General features: G+C 73.3%; 11 protein-coding genes. 2 read left to right on the top strand and 9 right to left on the bottom strand.

Annotated features, from left to right (window positions below; translation table 11 throughout):
• Positions 1-51: 51 nt before the first annotated feature.
• Complete coding sequence (locus ACZ4V1_RS22985; RefSeq protein ID WP_468339028.1) at positions 52-369, top strand: hypothetical protein; 318 nt, start codon at positions 52-54, stop codon at positions 367-369.
• A 117-nt stretch (positions 370-486) separates the two neighbouring features.
• Positions 487-3,861 carry a pyruvate carboxylase gene (locus ACZ4V1_RS22990; protein WP_468339266.1) on the top strand — a complete coding sequence of 1,125 codons (3,375 nt, stop codon included), beginning with the start codon at positions 487-489 and terminating at the stop codon, positions 3,859-3,861.
• Between the two features lie 171 nt (positions 3,862-4,032).
• Here the strand turns inward: ACZ4V1_RS22990 and ACZ4V1_RS22995 are convergent, their stop codons facing one another.
• From ACZ4V1_RS22995 to ACZ4V1_RS23035, 9 genes are all read right to left on the bottom strand, one after another.
• On the bottom strand, positions 4,033-4,362 hold the full coding sequence (locus tag ACZ4V1_RS22995) for an antibiotic biosynthesis monooxygenase family protein (protein ID WP_468339030.1): 330 nt from the start codon (positions 4,360-4,362) through the stop codon (positions 4,033-4,035).
• Between the two features lie 25 nt (positions 4,363-4,387).
• On the bottom strand, positions 4,388-5,254 hold the full coding sequence (locus ACZ4V1_RS23000; protein WP_468339032.1) for an endo alpha-1,4 polygalactosaminidase: 867 nt from the start codon (positions 5,252-5,254) through the stop codon (positions 4,388-4,390).
• A complete protein-coding gene (locus ACZ4V1_RS23005; protein WP_468339034.1) occupies positions 5,251-5,913 on the bottom strand; it encodes a spherulation-specific family 4 protein in 663 nt (220 codons plus the stop codon). The genes ACZ4V1_RS23000 and ACZ4V1_RS23005 overlap by 4 nt, the downstream gene beginning before the upstream one ends.
• Entirely contained in the window at positions 5,910-6,836 is a 927-nt protein-coding gene (locus tag ACZ4V1_RS23010) for an NAD-dependent epimerase/dehydratase family protein (RefSeq protein ID WP_468339036.1), read from the bottom strand. The genes ACZ4V1_RS23005 and ACZ4V1_RS23010 overlap by 4 nt, the downstream gene beginning before the upstream one ends.
• A 7-nt stretch (positions 6,837-6,843) precedes the next feature.
• Positions 6,844-7,557: a nucleotidyltransferase family protein gene (locus ACZ4V1_RS23015; protein ID WP_468339038.1), complete on the bottom strand. Its 714-nt coding sequence runs from the start codon at positions 7,555-7,557 to the stop codon at positions 6,844-6,846.
• 34 nt (positions 7,558-7,591) lie between these two features.
• Positions 7,592-8,593, bottom strand: coding sequence for a GDP-mannose 4,6-dehydratase (locus ACZ4V1_RS23020; protein WP_468339040.1), 1,002 nt, complete (start codon positions 8,591-8,593; stop codon positions 7,592-7,594).
• 183 nt (positions 8,594-8,776) lie between these two features.
• Complete coding sequence (locus ACZ4V1_RS23025) at positions 8,777-10,186, bottom strand: hypothetical protein (RefSeq protein ID WP_468339042.1); 1,410 nt, start codon at positions 10,184-10,186, stop codon at positions 8,777-8,779.
• On the bottom strand, positions 10,183-11,709 hold the full coding sequence (pelF, locus tag ACZ4V1_RS23030) for a GT4 family glycosyltransferase PelF (RefSeq protein WP_468339044.1): 1,527 nt from the start codon (positions 11,707-11,709) through the stop codon (positions 10,183-10,185). The genes ACZ4V1_RS23025 and pelF overlap by 4 nt, the downstream gene beginning before the upstream one ends.
• 68 nt (positions 11,710-11,777) lie before the next feature.
• Positions 11,778-13,913, bottom strand: coding sequence for a hypothetical protein (locus tag ACZ4V1_RS23035; protein ID WP_468339046.1), 2,136 nt, complete (start codon positions 13,911-13,913; stop codon positions 11,778-11,780).
• Positions 13,914-14,380: the final 467 nt, after the last annotated feature.

Consider the following 14,380-nt stretch of genomic DNA (forward strand, 5'->3'; position numbering starts at 1 on the left):
CGGGAACGGGGTAGGCGGAGGGGATCGCGAAGGACGCGAAGGAGGAGTGCCATGACGACGTATGTCATCTCGGTGCCGGGAACGTTCACCGGCACCGTCCGGGACGGCACGAAGGACGAGCTCGCCCGGGCACTGCGCCCGGCGGACCCGCACCGCACCAACCTGGGGGACGAGGAGGACCTCGACGCCCTCTCGGTCAACGAGGACGGCACCTTCACCATCCGCCTCACCGTCGAGGCGGACACCGCCCGCCACGCGGAGGGCCGCGCCCAGGAGGTCGCGGACTCCGCCCTGCGGACGGTCGGCCTGGACCGGAACAGCGCTCCCCTCGGACCCTCGGTGGTCACCGGCATCGACTCCGACGTCTGAGCCCGTCCGCAACGGCACAGGTTCATGACAGAGTCGGGAGTGGTCCGGCTCACATGGCGTACCGAGGGCGGCGCCGACACCATGGTCTCGTCACCCGGCAGGCTGAAGGGATCAAGAATGTTCCGCAAGGTGCTGGTCGCCAACCGCGGTGAGATCGCGATCCGCGCTTTCCGCGCGGGCTACGAGCTCGGCGCGCGCACCGTCGCCGTCTTCCCGCACGAGGACCGCAACTCGCTGCACCGGCTGAAGGCCGACGAGGCCTACGAGATCGGGGAGCCGGGACACCCGGTGCGCGCGTACCTCTCCGTGGAGGAGATCGTCCGCGCGGCGCGCCGGGCCGGAGCCGACGCCGTGTACCCGGGCTACGGATTCCTGTCCGAGAACCCCGAACTGGCCCGCGCGTGCGAAGAGGCCGGCATCACCTTCGTCGGACCGAGCGCCCAGATCCTCGAACTGACCGGCAACAAGGCCCGCGCCGTCGCCGCCGCCCGCGAGGCCGGTGTGCCGGTCCTCGGCTCCTCCGCGCCCTCCACCGACGTGGACGAACTCGTCCGCGCCGCCGACGACGTCGGCTTCCCCGTGTTCGTCAAGGCGGTCGCGGGCGGCGGCGGGCGCGGCATGCGCCGCGTCGAGGAACCCGCCCAGCTGCGCGAGGCCATCGAGGCGGCGTCCCGGGAAGCGGCCTCCGCCTTCGGCGACTCCACGGTCTTCCTGGAGAAGGCCGTCGTCGAACCCCGCCACATCGAGGTCCAGATCCTCGCCGACGGCCAGGGCGACGTCATCCACCTCTTCGAGCGGGACTGCTCGGTGCAGCGCCGCCACCAGAAGGTGATCGAGCTGGCGCCGGCCCCCAACCTCGACCCGGACCTGCGGACGCGAATCTGCGCCGACGCCGTGAACTTCGCCCGGCAGATCGGCTACCGCAACGCCGGCACCGTGGAGTTCCTCGTCGACCGCGACGGCAACCACGTCTTCATCGAGATGAACCCGCGCATCCAGGTCGAGCACACGGTCACCGAAGAGGTCACCGACGTCGACCTCGTCCAGTCCCAGCTGCGCATCGCCGCCGGCGAGACACTGGCCGACCTCGGTCTCGCCCAGGAGAACATCACCCTGCGCGGCGCGGCCCTCCAGTGCCGCATCACCACCGAGGACCCGGCCAACGGCTTCCGCCCGGACACCGGGCAGATCAGCGCCTACCGCTCACCCGGCGGTTCGGGCATCCGCCTCGACGGCGGCACCACCCACGCCGGCACGGAGATCAGCGCCCACTTCGACTCGATGCTGGTCAAACTCTCCTGCCGGGGCCGCGACTTCGCCACCGCCGTGGGCCGCGCCCGGCGCGCCGTGGCCGAGTTCCGCATCCGCGGCGTCGCCACCAACATCCCCTTCCTCCAGGCGGTGCTGGACGACCCCGACTTCCAGGCCGGCAAGGTCACCACGTCCTTCATCGAGCAGCGCCCGCACCTGCTCACCGCCCGCCACTCCGCTGACCGCGGCACCAAGCTGCTCACCTACCTCGCCGACGTCACGGTCAACAAGCCGCACGGCGAGCGACCCGAAATCGCCGACCCGCTGACCAAACTGGCACCGCCCGCCGCCGGTGAACCCCCGGCCGGCTCCCGGCAGCGGCTCGCCGGACTCGGCCCCGAGGGCTTCGCCCGCTGGCTGCGCGACTCGCCCACCATCGGCGTCACCGACACCACGTTCCGCGACGCCCACCAGTCGCTGCTCGCCACCCGGGTCCGCACCAAGGACATGCTCGCCGTCGCCCCGCAGGTCGCGCGGACCCTGCCCCAGCTGCTGTCCCTGGAGTGCTGGGGCGGCGCCACCTACGACGTAGCCCTGCGCTTCCTCGCCGAGGACCCGTGGGAGCGGCTGGCCGCCCTGCGGGAGGCCGTGCCCAACATCTGCCTCCAGATGCTGCTGCGCGGCCGCAACACCGTGGGGTACACCCCGTACCCGACCGAGGTGACCGACGCCTTCGTGCAGGAGGCCGCGGCCACCGGCATCGACGTCTTCCGCATCTTCGACGCCCTCAACGACGTCGACCAGATGCGGCCCGCCATCGACGCCGTACGCCAGACCGGCACGTCCGTCGCCGAGGTGGCCCTCTGTTACACCGCCGACCTGTCCGACCCTTCCGAGCGGCTCTACACGCTCGACTACTATCTGCGGCTCGCCGAGAAGATCGTCGCCGCCGGCGCACACGTCCTGGCCGTCAAGGACATGGCCGGACTGCTGCGCGCACCGGCCGCGGCGACCCTGGTCTCCGCGCTGCGCCGCGAGTTCGACCTGCCGGTGCACCTGCACACCCACGACACCACCGGCGGGCAGCTCGCCACCTACCTCGCCGCGATCCAGGCCGGCGCCGACGCCGTCGACGGGGCGGTGGCGTCCATGGCGGGCACCACCTCGCAGCCGTCGCTGTCGGCGATCGTCGCCGCGACCGACCACACCGAGCGGCCCACCGGCCTCGACCTCCAGGCCGTCGGTGACCTGGAGCCGTACTGGGAGAGCGTCCGCAAGGTCTACGCGCCCTTCGAGGCGGGTCTGGCCGCCCCGACCGGCCGCGTCTACCACCACGAGATCCCCGGCGGGCAGCTCTCCAACCTGCGCACCCAGGCCATCGCCCTCGGCCTCGGCGACCGCTTCGAGGAGATCGAGGCGATGTACGCCGCCGCCGACCGGATGCTGGGCCGCCTGGTGAAGGTCACGCCGTCCTCCAAGGTGGTCGGCGACCTGGCCCTGCACCTGGTGGGTGCCGGCGTCTCCCCGGCGGACTTCGAGGCGGAGCCGGACCGGTTCGACATCCCCGACTCCGTCATCGGCTTCCTGCGCGGCGAGCTGGGCACCCCGCCCGGCGGCTGGCCCGAGCCGTTCCGCAGCAAGGCGCTGCGGGGCCGAGCCGAGGCCAAGCCGATCGCGGAACTGAGCGGTGAGGACCGCAACGGGCTGGCCAAGGACCGGCGGGCCACCCTCAACCGGCTGCTGTTCCCCGGACCGGCGCGCGAGTTCGACACCCACCGTGCCTCGTTCGGCGACACCAGCGTCCTGGACAGTAAGGACTTCTTCTACGGGCTGCGCCCCGGCAAGGAGTACACGGTCGACCTCGACCCCGGCGTCCGCCTGCTCATCGAACTCCAGGCGGTCGGCGACGCCGACGAACGCGGCATGCGCACCGTGATGTCCACCCTGAACGGCCAGCTCCGGCCGATCCAGGTCCGCGACCACTCGGCGGCCTCCGACGTCCCGGTCACGGAGAAGGCCGACCGGTCGAACCCCGGCCATGTCGCGGCGCCCTTCGCGGGTGTGGTGACCCTCGTCGTCACCGAGGGCGACGAGGTCGAGGCCGGCGCCACGGTGGCCACCATCGAGGCGATGAAGATGGAGGCCACGATCACCGCCTCCAAGTCCGGGACGGTGAGCAGGCTCGCCATCAACCGCATCCAGCAGGTCGAGGGCGGAGACCTCATCGTCCAGCTCACCTGAGTCCGGCACCCGGCAGTCGCCGGCCGCCGCCCCGGCCGGCGACTGCCGGATCGTCACCCGGCCGCGGCCTTGCGCAAGCGCCCGTCGGCCGCGAGGGCGGCGCCGTCGGCGCCCTGGTCGATCAGGGCGCCGACGGCGCAGGCGGCGGACATCCCGTGGCCTGTGAGCACCTCACGCGGTCTTCGGAGCCGCCTGCTGCACCACCTCGAAGGACCACACCGTGGACCCGCTCGCCGCCGGCTTCGGGCGCTCGGCGCCCTCCGCGCCGCCGCCCTGGTGCGCCGCCTTCATGGGCCCCTCCATCCAGGCCCGGAAGGACTCCTCGTCACGCCAGCGCGTGTAGACGAGGTAGTCGTCGGTGCCCTCAACCGGGCGCAGGAGCTCGAACCACTCGAATCCGTCGGAACTCTCCACGGCATGTGCCCGCGAGGCGAAGCGCTTCTCCAGCGTCTCGCGCTGCTCGGCGGGGACGGTCAGTACGTTGATCTTGACTACGCTCATGGTCCCATCCTGCCGTATGCCGCGGTCAGCAAGGTTCGCGCCAGACCCCGAGCTCCGGTCTCTTCAGCATCGAGGACAGCCCCAGCCGGCGTGACTCGGGACAGAAACCACGGGCCGGCTCGCTGTACTCGACGTGGAAGACGGCCTTGCCGGCCTCGACGAAGGGCGTGAGTCGCGCGCACTCGCCGTACTCGGCGCACTGCTCGTTGACCGCGAAGTCGAAGTCGTCCACCAGTTGCGGGACCTGCGGCAGGTCGTTCTTGAGTCCCACCGCCAGACCCCGTTCGTGGGCGATCTCGGCGATCATCCGGTTGTACGCCAACTGGTCCCGGGCGGTGAGCGGGAAGCCCGTCCGGTCGGCGTATCCCTCCACCAGGTCGGGTTCCACCGCGTCGAACCCCTTGTCGCGGCACATGTCGAACCGCCGCTCCATGATCGGCCGCAGTACGGAGATCCGGCGGATGTCGAGCCAGCGCTCGCCGTGCCAGCCGTTGGGCTCGCCCAGCACCGCGGGGGGAAAGGCGTCCCGGTCGGGCCGGAAGTCCTCCCAGGCCCCCACGTTGACGTAGCAGATCACCCTGCGGCCGGCGCGGTGCAGCCGGTCCACGTCGGCCGCGTCGTTCTCGAAGCCGTCGATGTCGTAGACCGGCACGTCGGCCGACGGGTCGACCTTCCCGTCGAGCTGCCACTGCCAGGCCAGCCCGGGCCGGGGCTGCCACACCGCGGCGGTGGACGGGGCGGGCGGCGGCGTGCCGTCCGCGCCGGAGCACGCGCTCAGCACCGAGAGGGCCAGGACCGCCGTCAGCGCGACCGACGACCGTCCCCTCCCCTTCCTGCCCCTTCCCTTCCTCCCCTTCCTTCCCTTCCTCTCCTTCCTCCCAGTGCTGCTCATCTCTCCGCTCCGGGCAGTACGGGGGTCAGCCGGGCCCACGGATTGGGCGGCTGACCCGTGACGGGCCCGGACACGGCGGCGCCGCGCTCGCGCGCGGTGCGTACGGCGAGCGGGGCCAGCGCCTCGGGGACCCCGTACACCAGGTGGCAGAACCGCTCCGGGGAGTGCCGCAGCGTCCAGTCCGGTCGGCTGAACGCGGACACGTAGGCCGACCAGGGGCCCTCGAAGGTGACCACCAGATCGGCCAGACGCGCGTACCCCGGTGCGGGGTGGACCCCCGGGTTGAGTACGACCGGGCCCGAGCCCTGCCGGCGCAGACCCCGCACCACCGCTCTGCAGGCGGACAGCTCGGTGGCGGCCGAGCTCACCCGGTCCAGGAAGCACCCGTCGGCCCCGTACCACTCGCGATGCCGCAGAGCGTCCCCGGCGACCTCGGCCGCCGGACGCGTGCCGTAGTCCGTGTCGACGTAGCCGAGCAGGCGGGCGCCCGCCGCACGCAGCGCGCGGGCGACCGCGACGAAGGCGGGATCGGGCGCGTCACCCGGCCCGTTCGCGGGGTTGACGACGACCCCGTACGTGCGGTCGGCCACCGTGATGAGCCGGTGCCAGGAGCCCGGGTCCTCGGCCGGGTGGACGTACAGCGGGATCAGCAGGCTCACGACGGGCGGACGCCTTCCGGGGTGGGGGACGGTGGGTGGGCGCCTGCCGACCACAGCGCGGCCAGTGACTCGTCCAGTGAGTACGAAGGACGCCAGCCGAGCGCGGCCCGGGCGGCGGTGGTGTCGGAGCACTGCCAGGACACCTGATCCGAACGGACGGAACCGGCGCCCTGTTCCTCGATCCGGCCGCGGAAGCCGGCGGTGTCCGCGAGCGTCCGCACGAGGCGGCGCACCGGGACGGCGTCGCCGCCGCCGATGTTGAGCACGCGGGGCAACGGTCCGGTCGCGGTGACCGCGCGTTCGGCCGCCCGCGCGACGTCGCGTACGTCCACGAAGTCCCGGTACGCCGACAGGTCGCCCAGCCGGAGCACGGCGCCCGGGTCGGTGCCCGCCGCGCGCAGCAGTCCGGTGACCCGGCCGGGCAGGCCGGAGGGCGGTGCGCCCGGCCCCACCGGGTTGCCGATCCGCAGGACCACCGCGTCCAGTTCCGAGGTGGCGACCGTGACGGTGCCGGCCAGTTTGGTGGCGCCGTAGGCGGTGAGGGGCCGGGTGGCCGCGGACTCCGGCACCCTGACCCGTTCGGTCCCCGGCCCGTACTCGGCGGCCGAACCCAGGTGGACCAGACGGGCCGTGGGCCGGGCCCGGCGCAGCGCCGCGCACAGGACGGCCGGCCCACGGGCGTTGAGTTCGGCGAGCGCCACCGGATCGCCGCCGGTCGCGCCCGCGCAGTTGACGACGGTGTCGACGGCCGCCGACGCCACGGCCTCCGCGAGCCGGTCGACCGGGTCGGTGGCGAGGTCGACGCGGACGTCGGCGGCGGGGGATCGGCCGCCGCCGAGGACCCGCGCGCCGGGCAGGGCACGCAGCCGTTCGGCGACGTGGCCGCCCAGATATCCGGTGAAGCCCAGGACGAGAATGCGCATGTGGTGCTCAGGCTCCCTTGAGCAGCAGGGACTTGCGGCTGGTGAACTCCGCGTTGGCCCGGTCGTAGTCGTCGGGACGGCCGATGTCGAGCCAGTAGCCGTCGAAGTCGTAGGCGTGCGGCGGGTCGTCGGCGCGCAACAGGTCGAGCACCAACTCGTCGAAGCCGAGCGGCAGTCCCGCCGTGTAGCCGTCGAGCGTCGCCCGGGTCAGTCCGTACACGCCCATGGAGACGCGGTAGTCCATGCTGGGCTTCTCGGTGAAGGCGACGACCCTGCTGGCGTCGGTGGTCAGGACCCCGAAGTCGATGTGTACCTTCCTGGCGTACGTGGCGATGGTCAGTGGGGCGTCCGAGGCGCTGTGCCGGCGCAGCACGTCGGCGTAGTCGAGGTCGGTGAGGATGTCGCCGTTCATGACCAGGAAGTGCTCCGGCAGCCGCTCGCGCATGGTGAGCAGTGGCCCCATGGTGCCCAGCGGGCTCTCCTCGGTGGCGTAGTCGACGGTCAGGCCCCACTGCGAGCCGTCGCCGACGTAGGCCCGGATGATCTCGCCGAGGTGGCCTATGGCGATGGTGCAGCCGGTGAACCCGGCCGCGGCGAGCTGGCGCAGGACGATCTCCAGGATGGCGTGCTGGTCGCCGATGGGCACCAGCGGCTTGGGCAGCGCGGTGGTGTAGGGCCGCAGCCGGACGCCCTTGCCTCCGGCCAGGATCACTGCGTGCATGAGGTTCCCCCCTCGGTTCACGTGCCGGTCGTGGTCAGATGTTGTAGATGCCGGTCTTGTAGCGGGCGAGGTTGGCCGGGTCGCGGAAGAACTGCACCGTGTGCGCGAGGCCCTGCTCCAGGTCGTGCCCCGGGCTCCAGCCGGTCGCCGCCCGCAGCCGGGTCGCGTCGGCGACCAGCCGCATCACCTCGGAGTTCGCGGGCCGCAGCCGCTGTTCGTCCTCCCTCACGTCGAGGGCGGTGTCCATCACCTTGCCGATGAGCGCCACCAGGTCGCCGACGGAGATCTCGCCCCCGGTCCCGGCGTTGAACGTACGGCCCACGACCCGCTCGGCGGGCGCGGTGCCGACCGCCAGGAACGCCTGAGCGGTGTCCTTGACGAAGGTGAAGTCCCGGGTGGGGCGCAGGTCGCCGAGCGTGATGGTGCGTTCCCCGGCCGCGACCTGGCCGATGACCGTGGGGATCACCGCCCGCATGGACTGCCGGGGCCCGTAGGTGTTGAAGGGCCGCAGCGTCACCACCGGCGTGTCGAAACTGGCGTGGTAGCTGTCCGCCAGCCGGTCCCCGCCCGCCTTGGACGCGGCGTACGGCGACTGGGTGTTGATCGGGTGGTCCTCGGTGATCGGCACGGTCCGCGCGGTGCCGTACGTCTCACTGGTGGAGGTGTGCACCAGCCGGGGTGTGCCCTGGGCGCGCACCGCCTCCAGCACGTTCAGGGTGCCGGTGACGTTGGTGTCCACGTAGCTGTGCGGTGCCTGGTAGGAGTACGGGATGGCGATGAGGGCGGCCAGGTGGTACACGCAGTCGGCGCCCTCGACGAGACCGCGGACCGAGCCGGGGTCGCGGACGTCGCCGAGGACGATCTCGACCTGGTCGAGGACGTCGGGGGAGAGGGTCTCCAGCCAGCCGTAGGAGGAGAAGGAGTTGTACTGCGCCATGGCCCTCACCCGGTGCCCGGAGGCGACGAGCGCCTCGGTGAGGTGGGAGCCGATGAATCCCTCGGCTCCGGTGACGGCGGCGAGCGGTGTGGCGGCCACGCGGGATCCTTCCGGTCGGTGGGTCGGTGGGTCGGTGGGTCGGTGGGTCGGTGGGTCGGTGGGTCGGTGGGTCTGCGGTTCAGCGGTTCAGCCGGTCGGTCGATGGACCGGCGGGTGGCGGCGCCCGAGGACCGGGAACGGCCCGTGCGGGTCCGGCGGCGGTACGGCGGTCCAGCCGGGGCCTCACGCATGGGCCGCCGGCCGGCCCAGCAGCCGCAGCACGCACACCGTGAGGCAGAGCGCGGCGGCGCCGCAGCACAGCGGCAGGGCGGTCGCCGAGCCCGGTGGCAGGCCGGCCAGGGAGACCGATCCGGCACCGGCGGCCGCCGCGAGGCACAGCGCGGCCGGCGGCCAGGCCACGCCGAAGGCCTGGAGCAGCAGCGAGGTCCACAGGGCCGCCGCGAGCAGCAGCAGCGTGACGGGTTCGGCGTCGACGAGCAGCGCCGCGGGCACCAGCGGACCGAGATACACCAGCAGGCAGCCCGTGAGGACGGCGGCCGAACGAAGGCGGAAACCGGCCGGCGTCGCGGCGGCCCGCAGCGCCGCCACCGACAGACCGCGGTAGCGGTAGAGCAGCCACTCCGCCGGCCCCATGCTCAGGGTCAGCACGATCACCGCCCACGGGTGGTGACGGCCCGCCAGGAACACGAGCGCTCCCGCGGCCAGCCCGAACAGGCCGTACGGCAGCGAACGGAGCGGGCGCGGGCGGACGGCGGCCGCCACCGGCGCGTTCGCGAGGGTGCCACGCAGCGCCCAGCCGGCCGCGGCCACCGCGCCCAGGAACGTCAGCGACGGCAGTCCCGCCCGCAGGACGGTCCCGGGCTCCCACCACGGCAGCGCCACCGCGCCGGCGATCACCGGCGCGAGCGCGGCCAGCAGGAGCCGCTCCCGGCCCAGCACCAGCAGCACACCGGCCGCCGCGAGGTACCCCGACTGGGCCACCACGGCCCAGGCAGTGGCGCCGGAACCGGCGAGGAACACCCCGGCCGCGCTCGCCGCGACGGCGCCCACCGGCGCCCCCTTGAGGAGGGTGCGGCCCGCCTCCCCGCGTCCGGTCGCCAGCCGCAGGTACGCCCGGTGGCCCAGCGCCTGGTTCCAGGCCCAGGAGAGGAGCCCCGCCACCACCAGGGCCCGTACCGCGCCGTCCTGGGGAAGCAGGCGCCCGGCGAGTGCGTAGGCGAGACCCGGCAGTGCGAACAACGCGCCCCGCAGCGCGCACCGCACGTGGTCGGGCCGCCAGGGGTCGGCGGGGCGCGCGGGGTCCGGGAAGGAGCGCGGTACGCGCTCGTACAGCGCCTTGGCGAGGGAGAACAGGCCGGAGTGCCCGTACCGTTCCCGGATCACCTCGCCGGTCAGCCCCTCGGACTCCAGCAGCGCGGCCACCTCGTAGGGATGGACGGCGGGCGCGATGCGGTCGGCCAGTTCGGCGGCCAGCCCGTCGACCGCGTCCCACCGGACGCCGTGGCCGGGGCGGGCCAGGGCGAGAGTGTGCTGGTCCGCGGTGCGCGGGGCGGGTGTGCGGGCCTCGGCGAGGCGCAGCGCCAGCGTGTCGTGCTCCGCGCCGCCGGGTTCCAGGGCCATGGGTCCGCTCATCCGGTCGCACTCCTCACCGGCGTCCGGTCCACCGTCCCCCACGCGGCTTCTTCGCCGGCCGCCGCGTGCGCGGCCGTACCGCCGAACGCCGACAGCTCCAGGTAGATGGACCGGAAGGTGTCGATGGTCTGGCGGAGCGTGAACTGCTCGATCACCCTCAGCCGGGCGGCCTCCCCCATCGCCCGGCGCCGCTCGGCGTGGCCCAGCAGCTCCAGTGCGGCGGCGGCCATGGCGGCCGGATCGCGCGGCGGCACCACGAGACCGGTGTCGCCGACGGCTTCGCGGACACCGCCCACGTCCGTGGAGACGGTCGCCCGGCCGCACGACATGGCCTCGATCAGGGTGAAGGGGAAGCCCTCGCTGATGCTGGAGAGCATCACGACGTTCCCGGCGGCGTACGCGTCCTTGATGTCCTCGACCCGGCCCTCGAAGGTGACCGCGTCACCGTGCCCCAGCTCCGCCGCGAGCGCCTCGCAGCGCTCCCGGTAGGCCTCGCCGCCGCGCGGGGTGCCCCCGAACAACCGCAGCCGCGCGGCGGGCAGTTCGGCCCGGACGAGGGCGAAGGCGCGGATCAGGGTCTCCAGGTCCTTGATCGGGTCGACCCGTCCGGCCCAGCTGAGCACCGGCCGGGCCGGCTCGGGCCCGGCGGGCGGGAAGGCGGCTGGGTCCACGCCGTTGTAGACGGTGCGTATGGACTCCGGGGCGGCACCGCCCTGTTCCTCCCACAGCCGGTTGTAGCGGTTGCCGGGCGTGATCAGGGCGGCCCTGCGGTAGGTCTCCTCGGCCAGCAGCCGGAAGAAGCCCAGCAGGAGCGCCTTCACCGGCCAGCGGTAGGGGGCGGTGCGGTAGCCGAGGTAGCGCTCGCGCAGGTAGACGCCGTGCTCCGTCAGCAGCAGCGGCACGCCGTGCCGCTCCAGTCCGGCGAGGCCGGGCAGGACCGCGACACCGCCGCTGACCGCGTGCGACACGCCCTCCTCCGGGTACGGCGCGGCCAGCGGACGCAGGGCGTGCTCCAGCAGCGCGGTCGCGGTGACCGCGTCGTGCAGGGTGGGCCGGGCCTCGCGCACGGGCAGTCCCGGCCGGTTCCAGACGGCCGTCAGGATGCCGATCGCCCGGTCCCCGCGCAGGAACGGGCTGAGCCGCCCGTCCGCGGCGGCCCGTGCCAGCCGGTACAGGGCGGGGCCGAACCCGTCCTCGGCGCGGGCGTCGAGCAGCGCGGCCACGAACCTCTCGTAGGCGGCGGCGAGCCGGTTGAGCTCCCGCCCGCGCGGCGCGCGCCCTTCCGGTGCCGGCCCCCACATGGGGACGGAGACGACCCGCGAGACGTGCCCGGGGATGTCCCAGACGAGCGGTTCGCGGCCGGTGCCGGTGACGGCGATGACGTCGAAGTCGAGGTCGGGCATACCGGTGACGAGCTGGTCGCACCAGACGCTCACGCCGCCGTGGCTGTGCGGGTAGGTGCCTTCGGTGAGCAGGGTGACGTGCGACGCGCCGGAGCGTCGCGCGCCGTGGGGAACGTGCATGGATGTGCTCCACGGCCGAGGTGTGGACTGGTCGGGTCGGCTGACCGGACCCGCGGTGGTGGCGGCGCTCAGGGCTGCGCGCCGTACGGCACCGGCTCGCTCACGCCGGCCGGTACGCGGGTGCGGGGCGCGGTGGGTGTCGCGGTGGCCGTGTCGCCGGACTCGGCGACGGCGGAGGGCGCGGTGGCCGACGACGGCAGGGTGAGGGTGAGCGGCCCGCCGGCGGTCGGGGTCCAGCCGGACAGCGCGCCGGCGTAGGCCGCGCCGAAGCCCGAGCCCCCGCGCAGGGTGCCGGCGGGCATCGTCGCCGTCACGGCCACGCCGGCCGGTGCCCGGACGGTCACGGTGTCACCGACGCGGTACGCGGTGACCTGGCCGGCGTCGACCGCGCTCCGCCAGGCGGCGCGGCGTCGCATCTCGACGCCGATGTCCTCCATGCGGAGGTTCACCACGGGGGTGCTGTCGGCGAACAGGTCGGCGTAGCCCTCCAGGACGCCGTCGAGGACGGGGTAGGCGATGCGGTCCTCGGCGAGGTTCGACTGGTGGATGAAGTGCGGCTTGGGGTCGTTGGACAGGACGTGCCCGAGCGCGATCCGCGTCTCCAGCGGCACGATGTGGTCGGCGTAGCCCGTGGCCGTGTCCAGCGGGGCGGACAGGCAGGTGGAGGTGGCGGGGTTGTCCTCGCAGATGCCGCTGCCGCCCTGGGCGCGGCTGGTGTAGATCCAGTTGTACTCGTCGACCTGCTCGGCCGCCCGTCCCGCGTTGTAGAAGACGTTCATCGGATAGCGGGACACCGTCGTGGCGCTGCCGACCTGCCGCTGGACGGGGTCGCGGGAGCTGTCCGAGGCGAGCCAGGCGATGCCGGTGTCCGCCAGGGCGGGGCCCAGGTTCGGATTGTCCTCGGGCTGCTGCGGGGTGACCTTCAGGCCCGAGTGCTCGCCGGTCACCAACTCGTCGTTCTCCAGCGGAAGTCCGGCCGTCTCGCCCCAGACCCGGTTGGTGGCGATCTCGTCGGCGATCTCGTTCCGGCTCACCCACTGGGTGCTGCCGTCGGGATCGGTCGCGCACTTCCACGGGACGACGGCGACGTCCTGCCGGCAGCCGAGGAAGGCGTGTGTGTACGTGTGGTTGATCCAGCGGAACCGGTTCCGGTCGGCTATCAGCCTGTCGGCGAGCGGGTCGGCGCCGCCGTTGTCCTGGCGGTGGTCCACGCTGCCGGAACCGTTGTAGGCCAGGTCGAGGGTGAAGTCCCGGCTGTCCTGCCAGGCGGTGGCGTGGTCGACGTCGGCCGGGACCATGCGGATCGGGTTCGGGGTGCCCTCGCCCGGCGGGCAGTCCACGTCGCCGGGCGTGCAGTCGAGCTCGGTGTCCCAGCGGTCGTCGGCCGCGAAGACGTCGTCGACGTGCACGGCGAAGTAGTTGCGGTTCGCGCCGAGGTGGACTCCTGCGGTCATCCACTCCACGATGCCGCGGGCCAGCAGCCGGAACTGCCGCTGGTGCTGGTTGTAGACGAACGTGACGACCAGTTCGCGCCGCCCGTCGTGCCGGTACTCGCCCACCAGGGAGCCCTTCGTGGGCCGCCCGGGTATCGCCGCCTGGACGTACGGCACGAAGTCGGCGCCCGGTGCCGGCGTCGAGAGATAGGCGTAGGACTCGCCCACGGTGGGGGAGTTGTCCTCGAAGGGGACGGCGCCGTCCAGGTAGCCGAAGGGTCCGGCCAGCCCGGCCTGCGTCACCTCCGCGCGGACCCCGTCGACGCTGCCCGCGTACCCGGTGCCGACAGCGGGCTGGAGTCCGACCTCGGGGCGCGCGTAGGTGTAGGCGTCGACCTGCGGGATCGCGTACGTCTGCTCGTAGGACGCGAGCGCCGCCATCTCCGCGGAGTCCGCCGGGAAGGGGTTGTCGTTGGGCAGGACGACGGCCTGGAACTTGGCCCGGGGGCGTCCGTCCACGGTGTCCGCGAGGTAGCCCGCGTCGATCACGGGCCGGTCGGCGTCCCGCAGGTCGACCTCCGTGTACGGGGTGCCCGCGGTCTCCAGTTCGGCGGCGATGGCGTCGGTGGCCGGTCCTCCGTCGCTCACGACCAGCACGCGCAGGTCGACGCGCGGTGCCGGGGCGTCGGCGTGGACCGGGCCGGCCGGCAGGCCGAGCGACGCTATCAGCGCGCCGGCCGCGAGTGCCGTAGTGCGAATGGTCCGCTTCATGCGGTGAGATTCCCTCCCCCGGACAGGGGCGGGGCACGCTCCTCGCGGAGCCCGCCCCTCCCCGTGACACGCCGTCGCTCCCCTGAGACGCCGGTCGTCGACGTTTCCGCCGCGTCACATAGTGATGCGTGTGTGGAGCTTTTGTGTGCCCGCTGTGGAACTTGACGGAAAAGCGCATGTGTCCATTTACCCGGAACGGGAACAGCCGGGAGTGGTCGGTGAGCGCCGGACTCCGCCCGTCGGCCCGCCCCGTCAGGCCCGTGTGCTGCTGTGAGCCGGAATGCGGCGGGCGCGGAATCCCGGCCTCCGTGGAACGTGGATGTCAGTGGTCTCGACCAGTGCGCCGACCCGGGCGTGGAGCGAGATCAGGTCAACCCCGATGTCGCCGGCGCCGGGGGGGGGGGGGGGGGGGGGGGGGGGGGGGGGAAAAGGGGGGGGGGGGGGGGGGGGGTTTGGTTGGTTTTGGG

This window comes from Streptomyces sp. NPDC028991, from assembly GCF_055564775.1.

What these genes read in the sequence shown, in the direction of transcription:
- ACZ4V1_RS23010 (WP_468339036.1), bottom strand. Translation starts at nt 6,836, where the DNA reads ATGCGCATTCTCGTCCTGGGCTTCACCGGATATCTGGGCGGCCACGTC.
- pelF (WP_468339044.1), bottom strand. Translation starts at nt 11,709, where the DNA reads ATGCACGTTCCCCACGGCGCGCGACGCTCCGGCGCGTCGCACGTCACC.
- ACZ4V1_RS22985 (WP_468339028.1), top strand. Translation starts at nt 52, where the DNA reads ATGACGACGTATGTCATCTCGGTGCCGGGAACGTTCACCGGCACCGTC.
- ACZ4V1_RS23025 (WP_468339042.1), bottom strand. Translation starts at nt 10,186, where the DNA reads ATGAGCGGACCCATGGCCCTGGAACCCGGCGGCGCGGAGCACGACACG.
- ACZ4V1_RS23035 (WP_468339046.1), bottom strand. Translation starts at nt 13,913, where the DNA reads ATGAAGCGGACCATTCGCACTACGGCACTCGCGGCCGGCGCGCTGATA.
- ACZ4V1_RS22990 (WP_468339266.1), top strand. Translation starts at nt 487, where the DNA reads ATGTTCCGCAAGGTGCTGGTCGCCAACCGCGGTGAGATCGCGATCCGC.
- ACZ4V1_RS23000 (WP_468339032.1), bottom strand. Translation starts at nt 5,254, where the DNA reads ATGAGCAGCACTGGGAGGAAGGAGAGGAAGGGAAGGAAGGGGAGGAAG.
- ACZ4V1_RS22995 (WP_468339030.1), bottom strand. Translation starts at nt 4,362, where the DNA reads ATGAGCGTAGTCAAGATCAACGTACTGACCGTCCCCGCCGAGCAGCGC.
- ACZ4V1_RS23015 (WP_468339038.1), bottom strand. Translation starts at nt 7,557, where the DNA reads ATGCACGCAGTGATCCTGGCCGGAGGCAAGGGCGTCCGGCTGCGGCCC.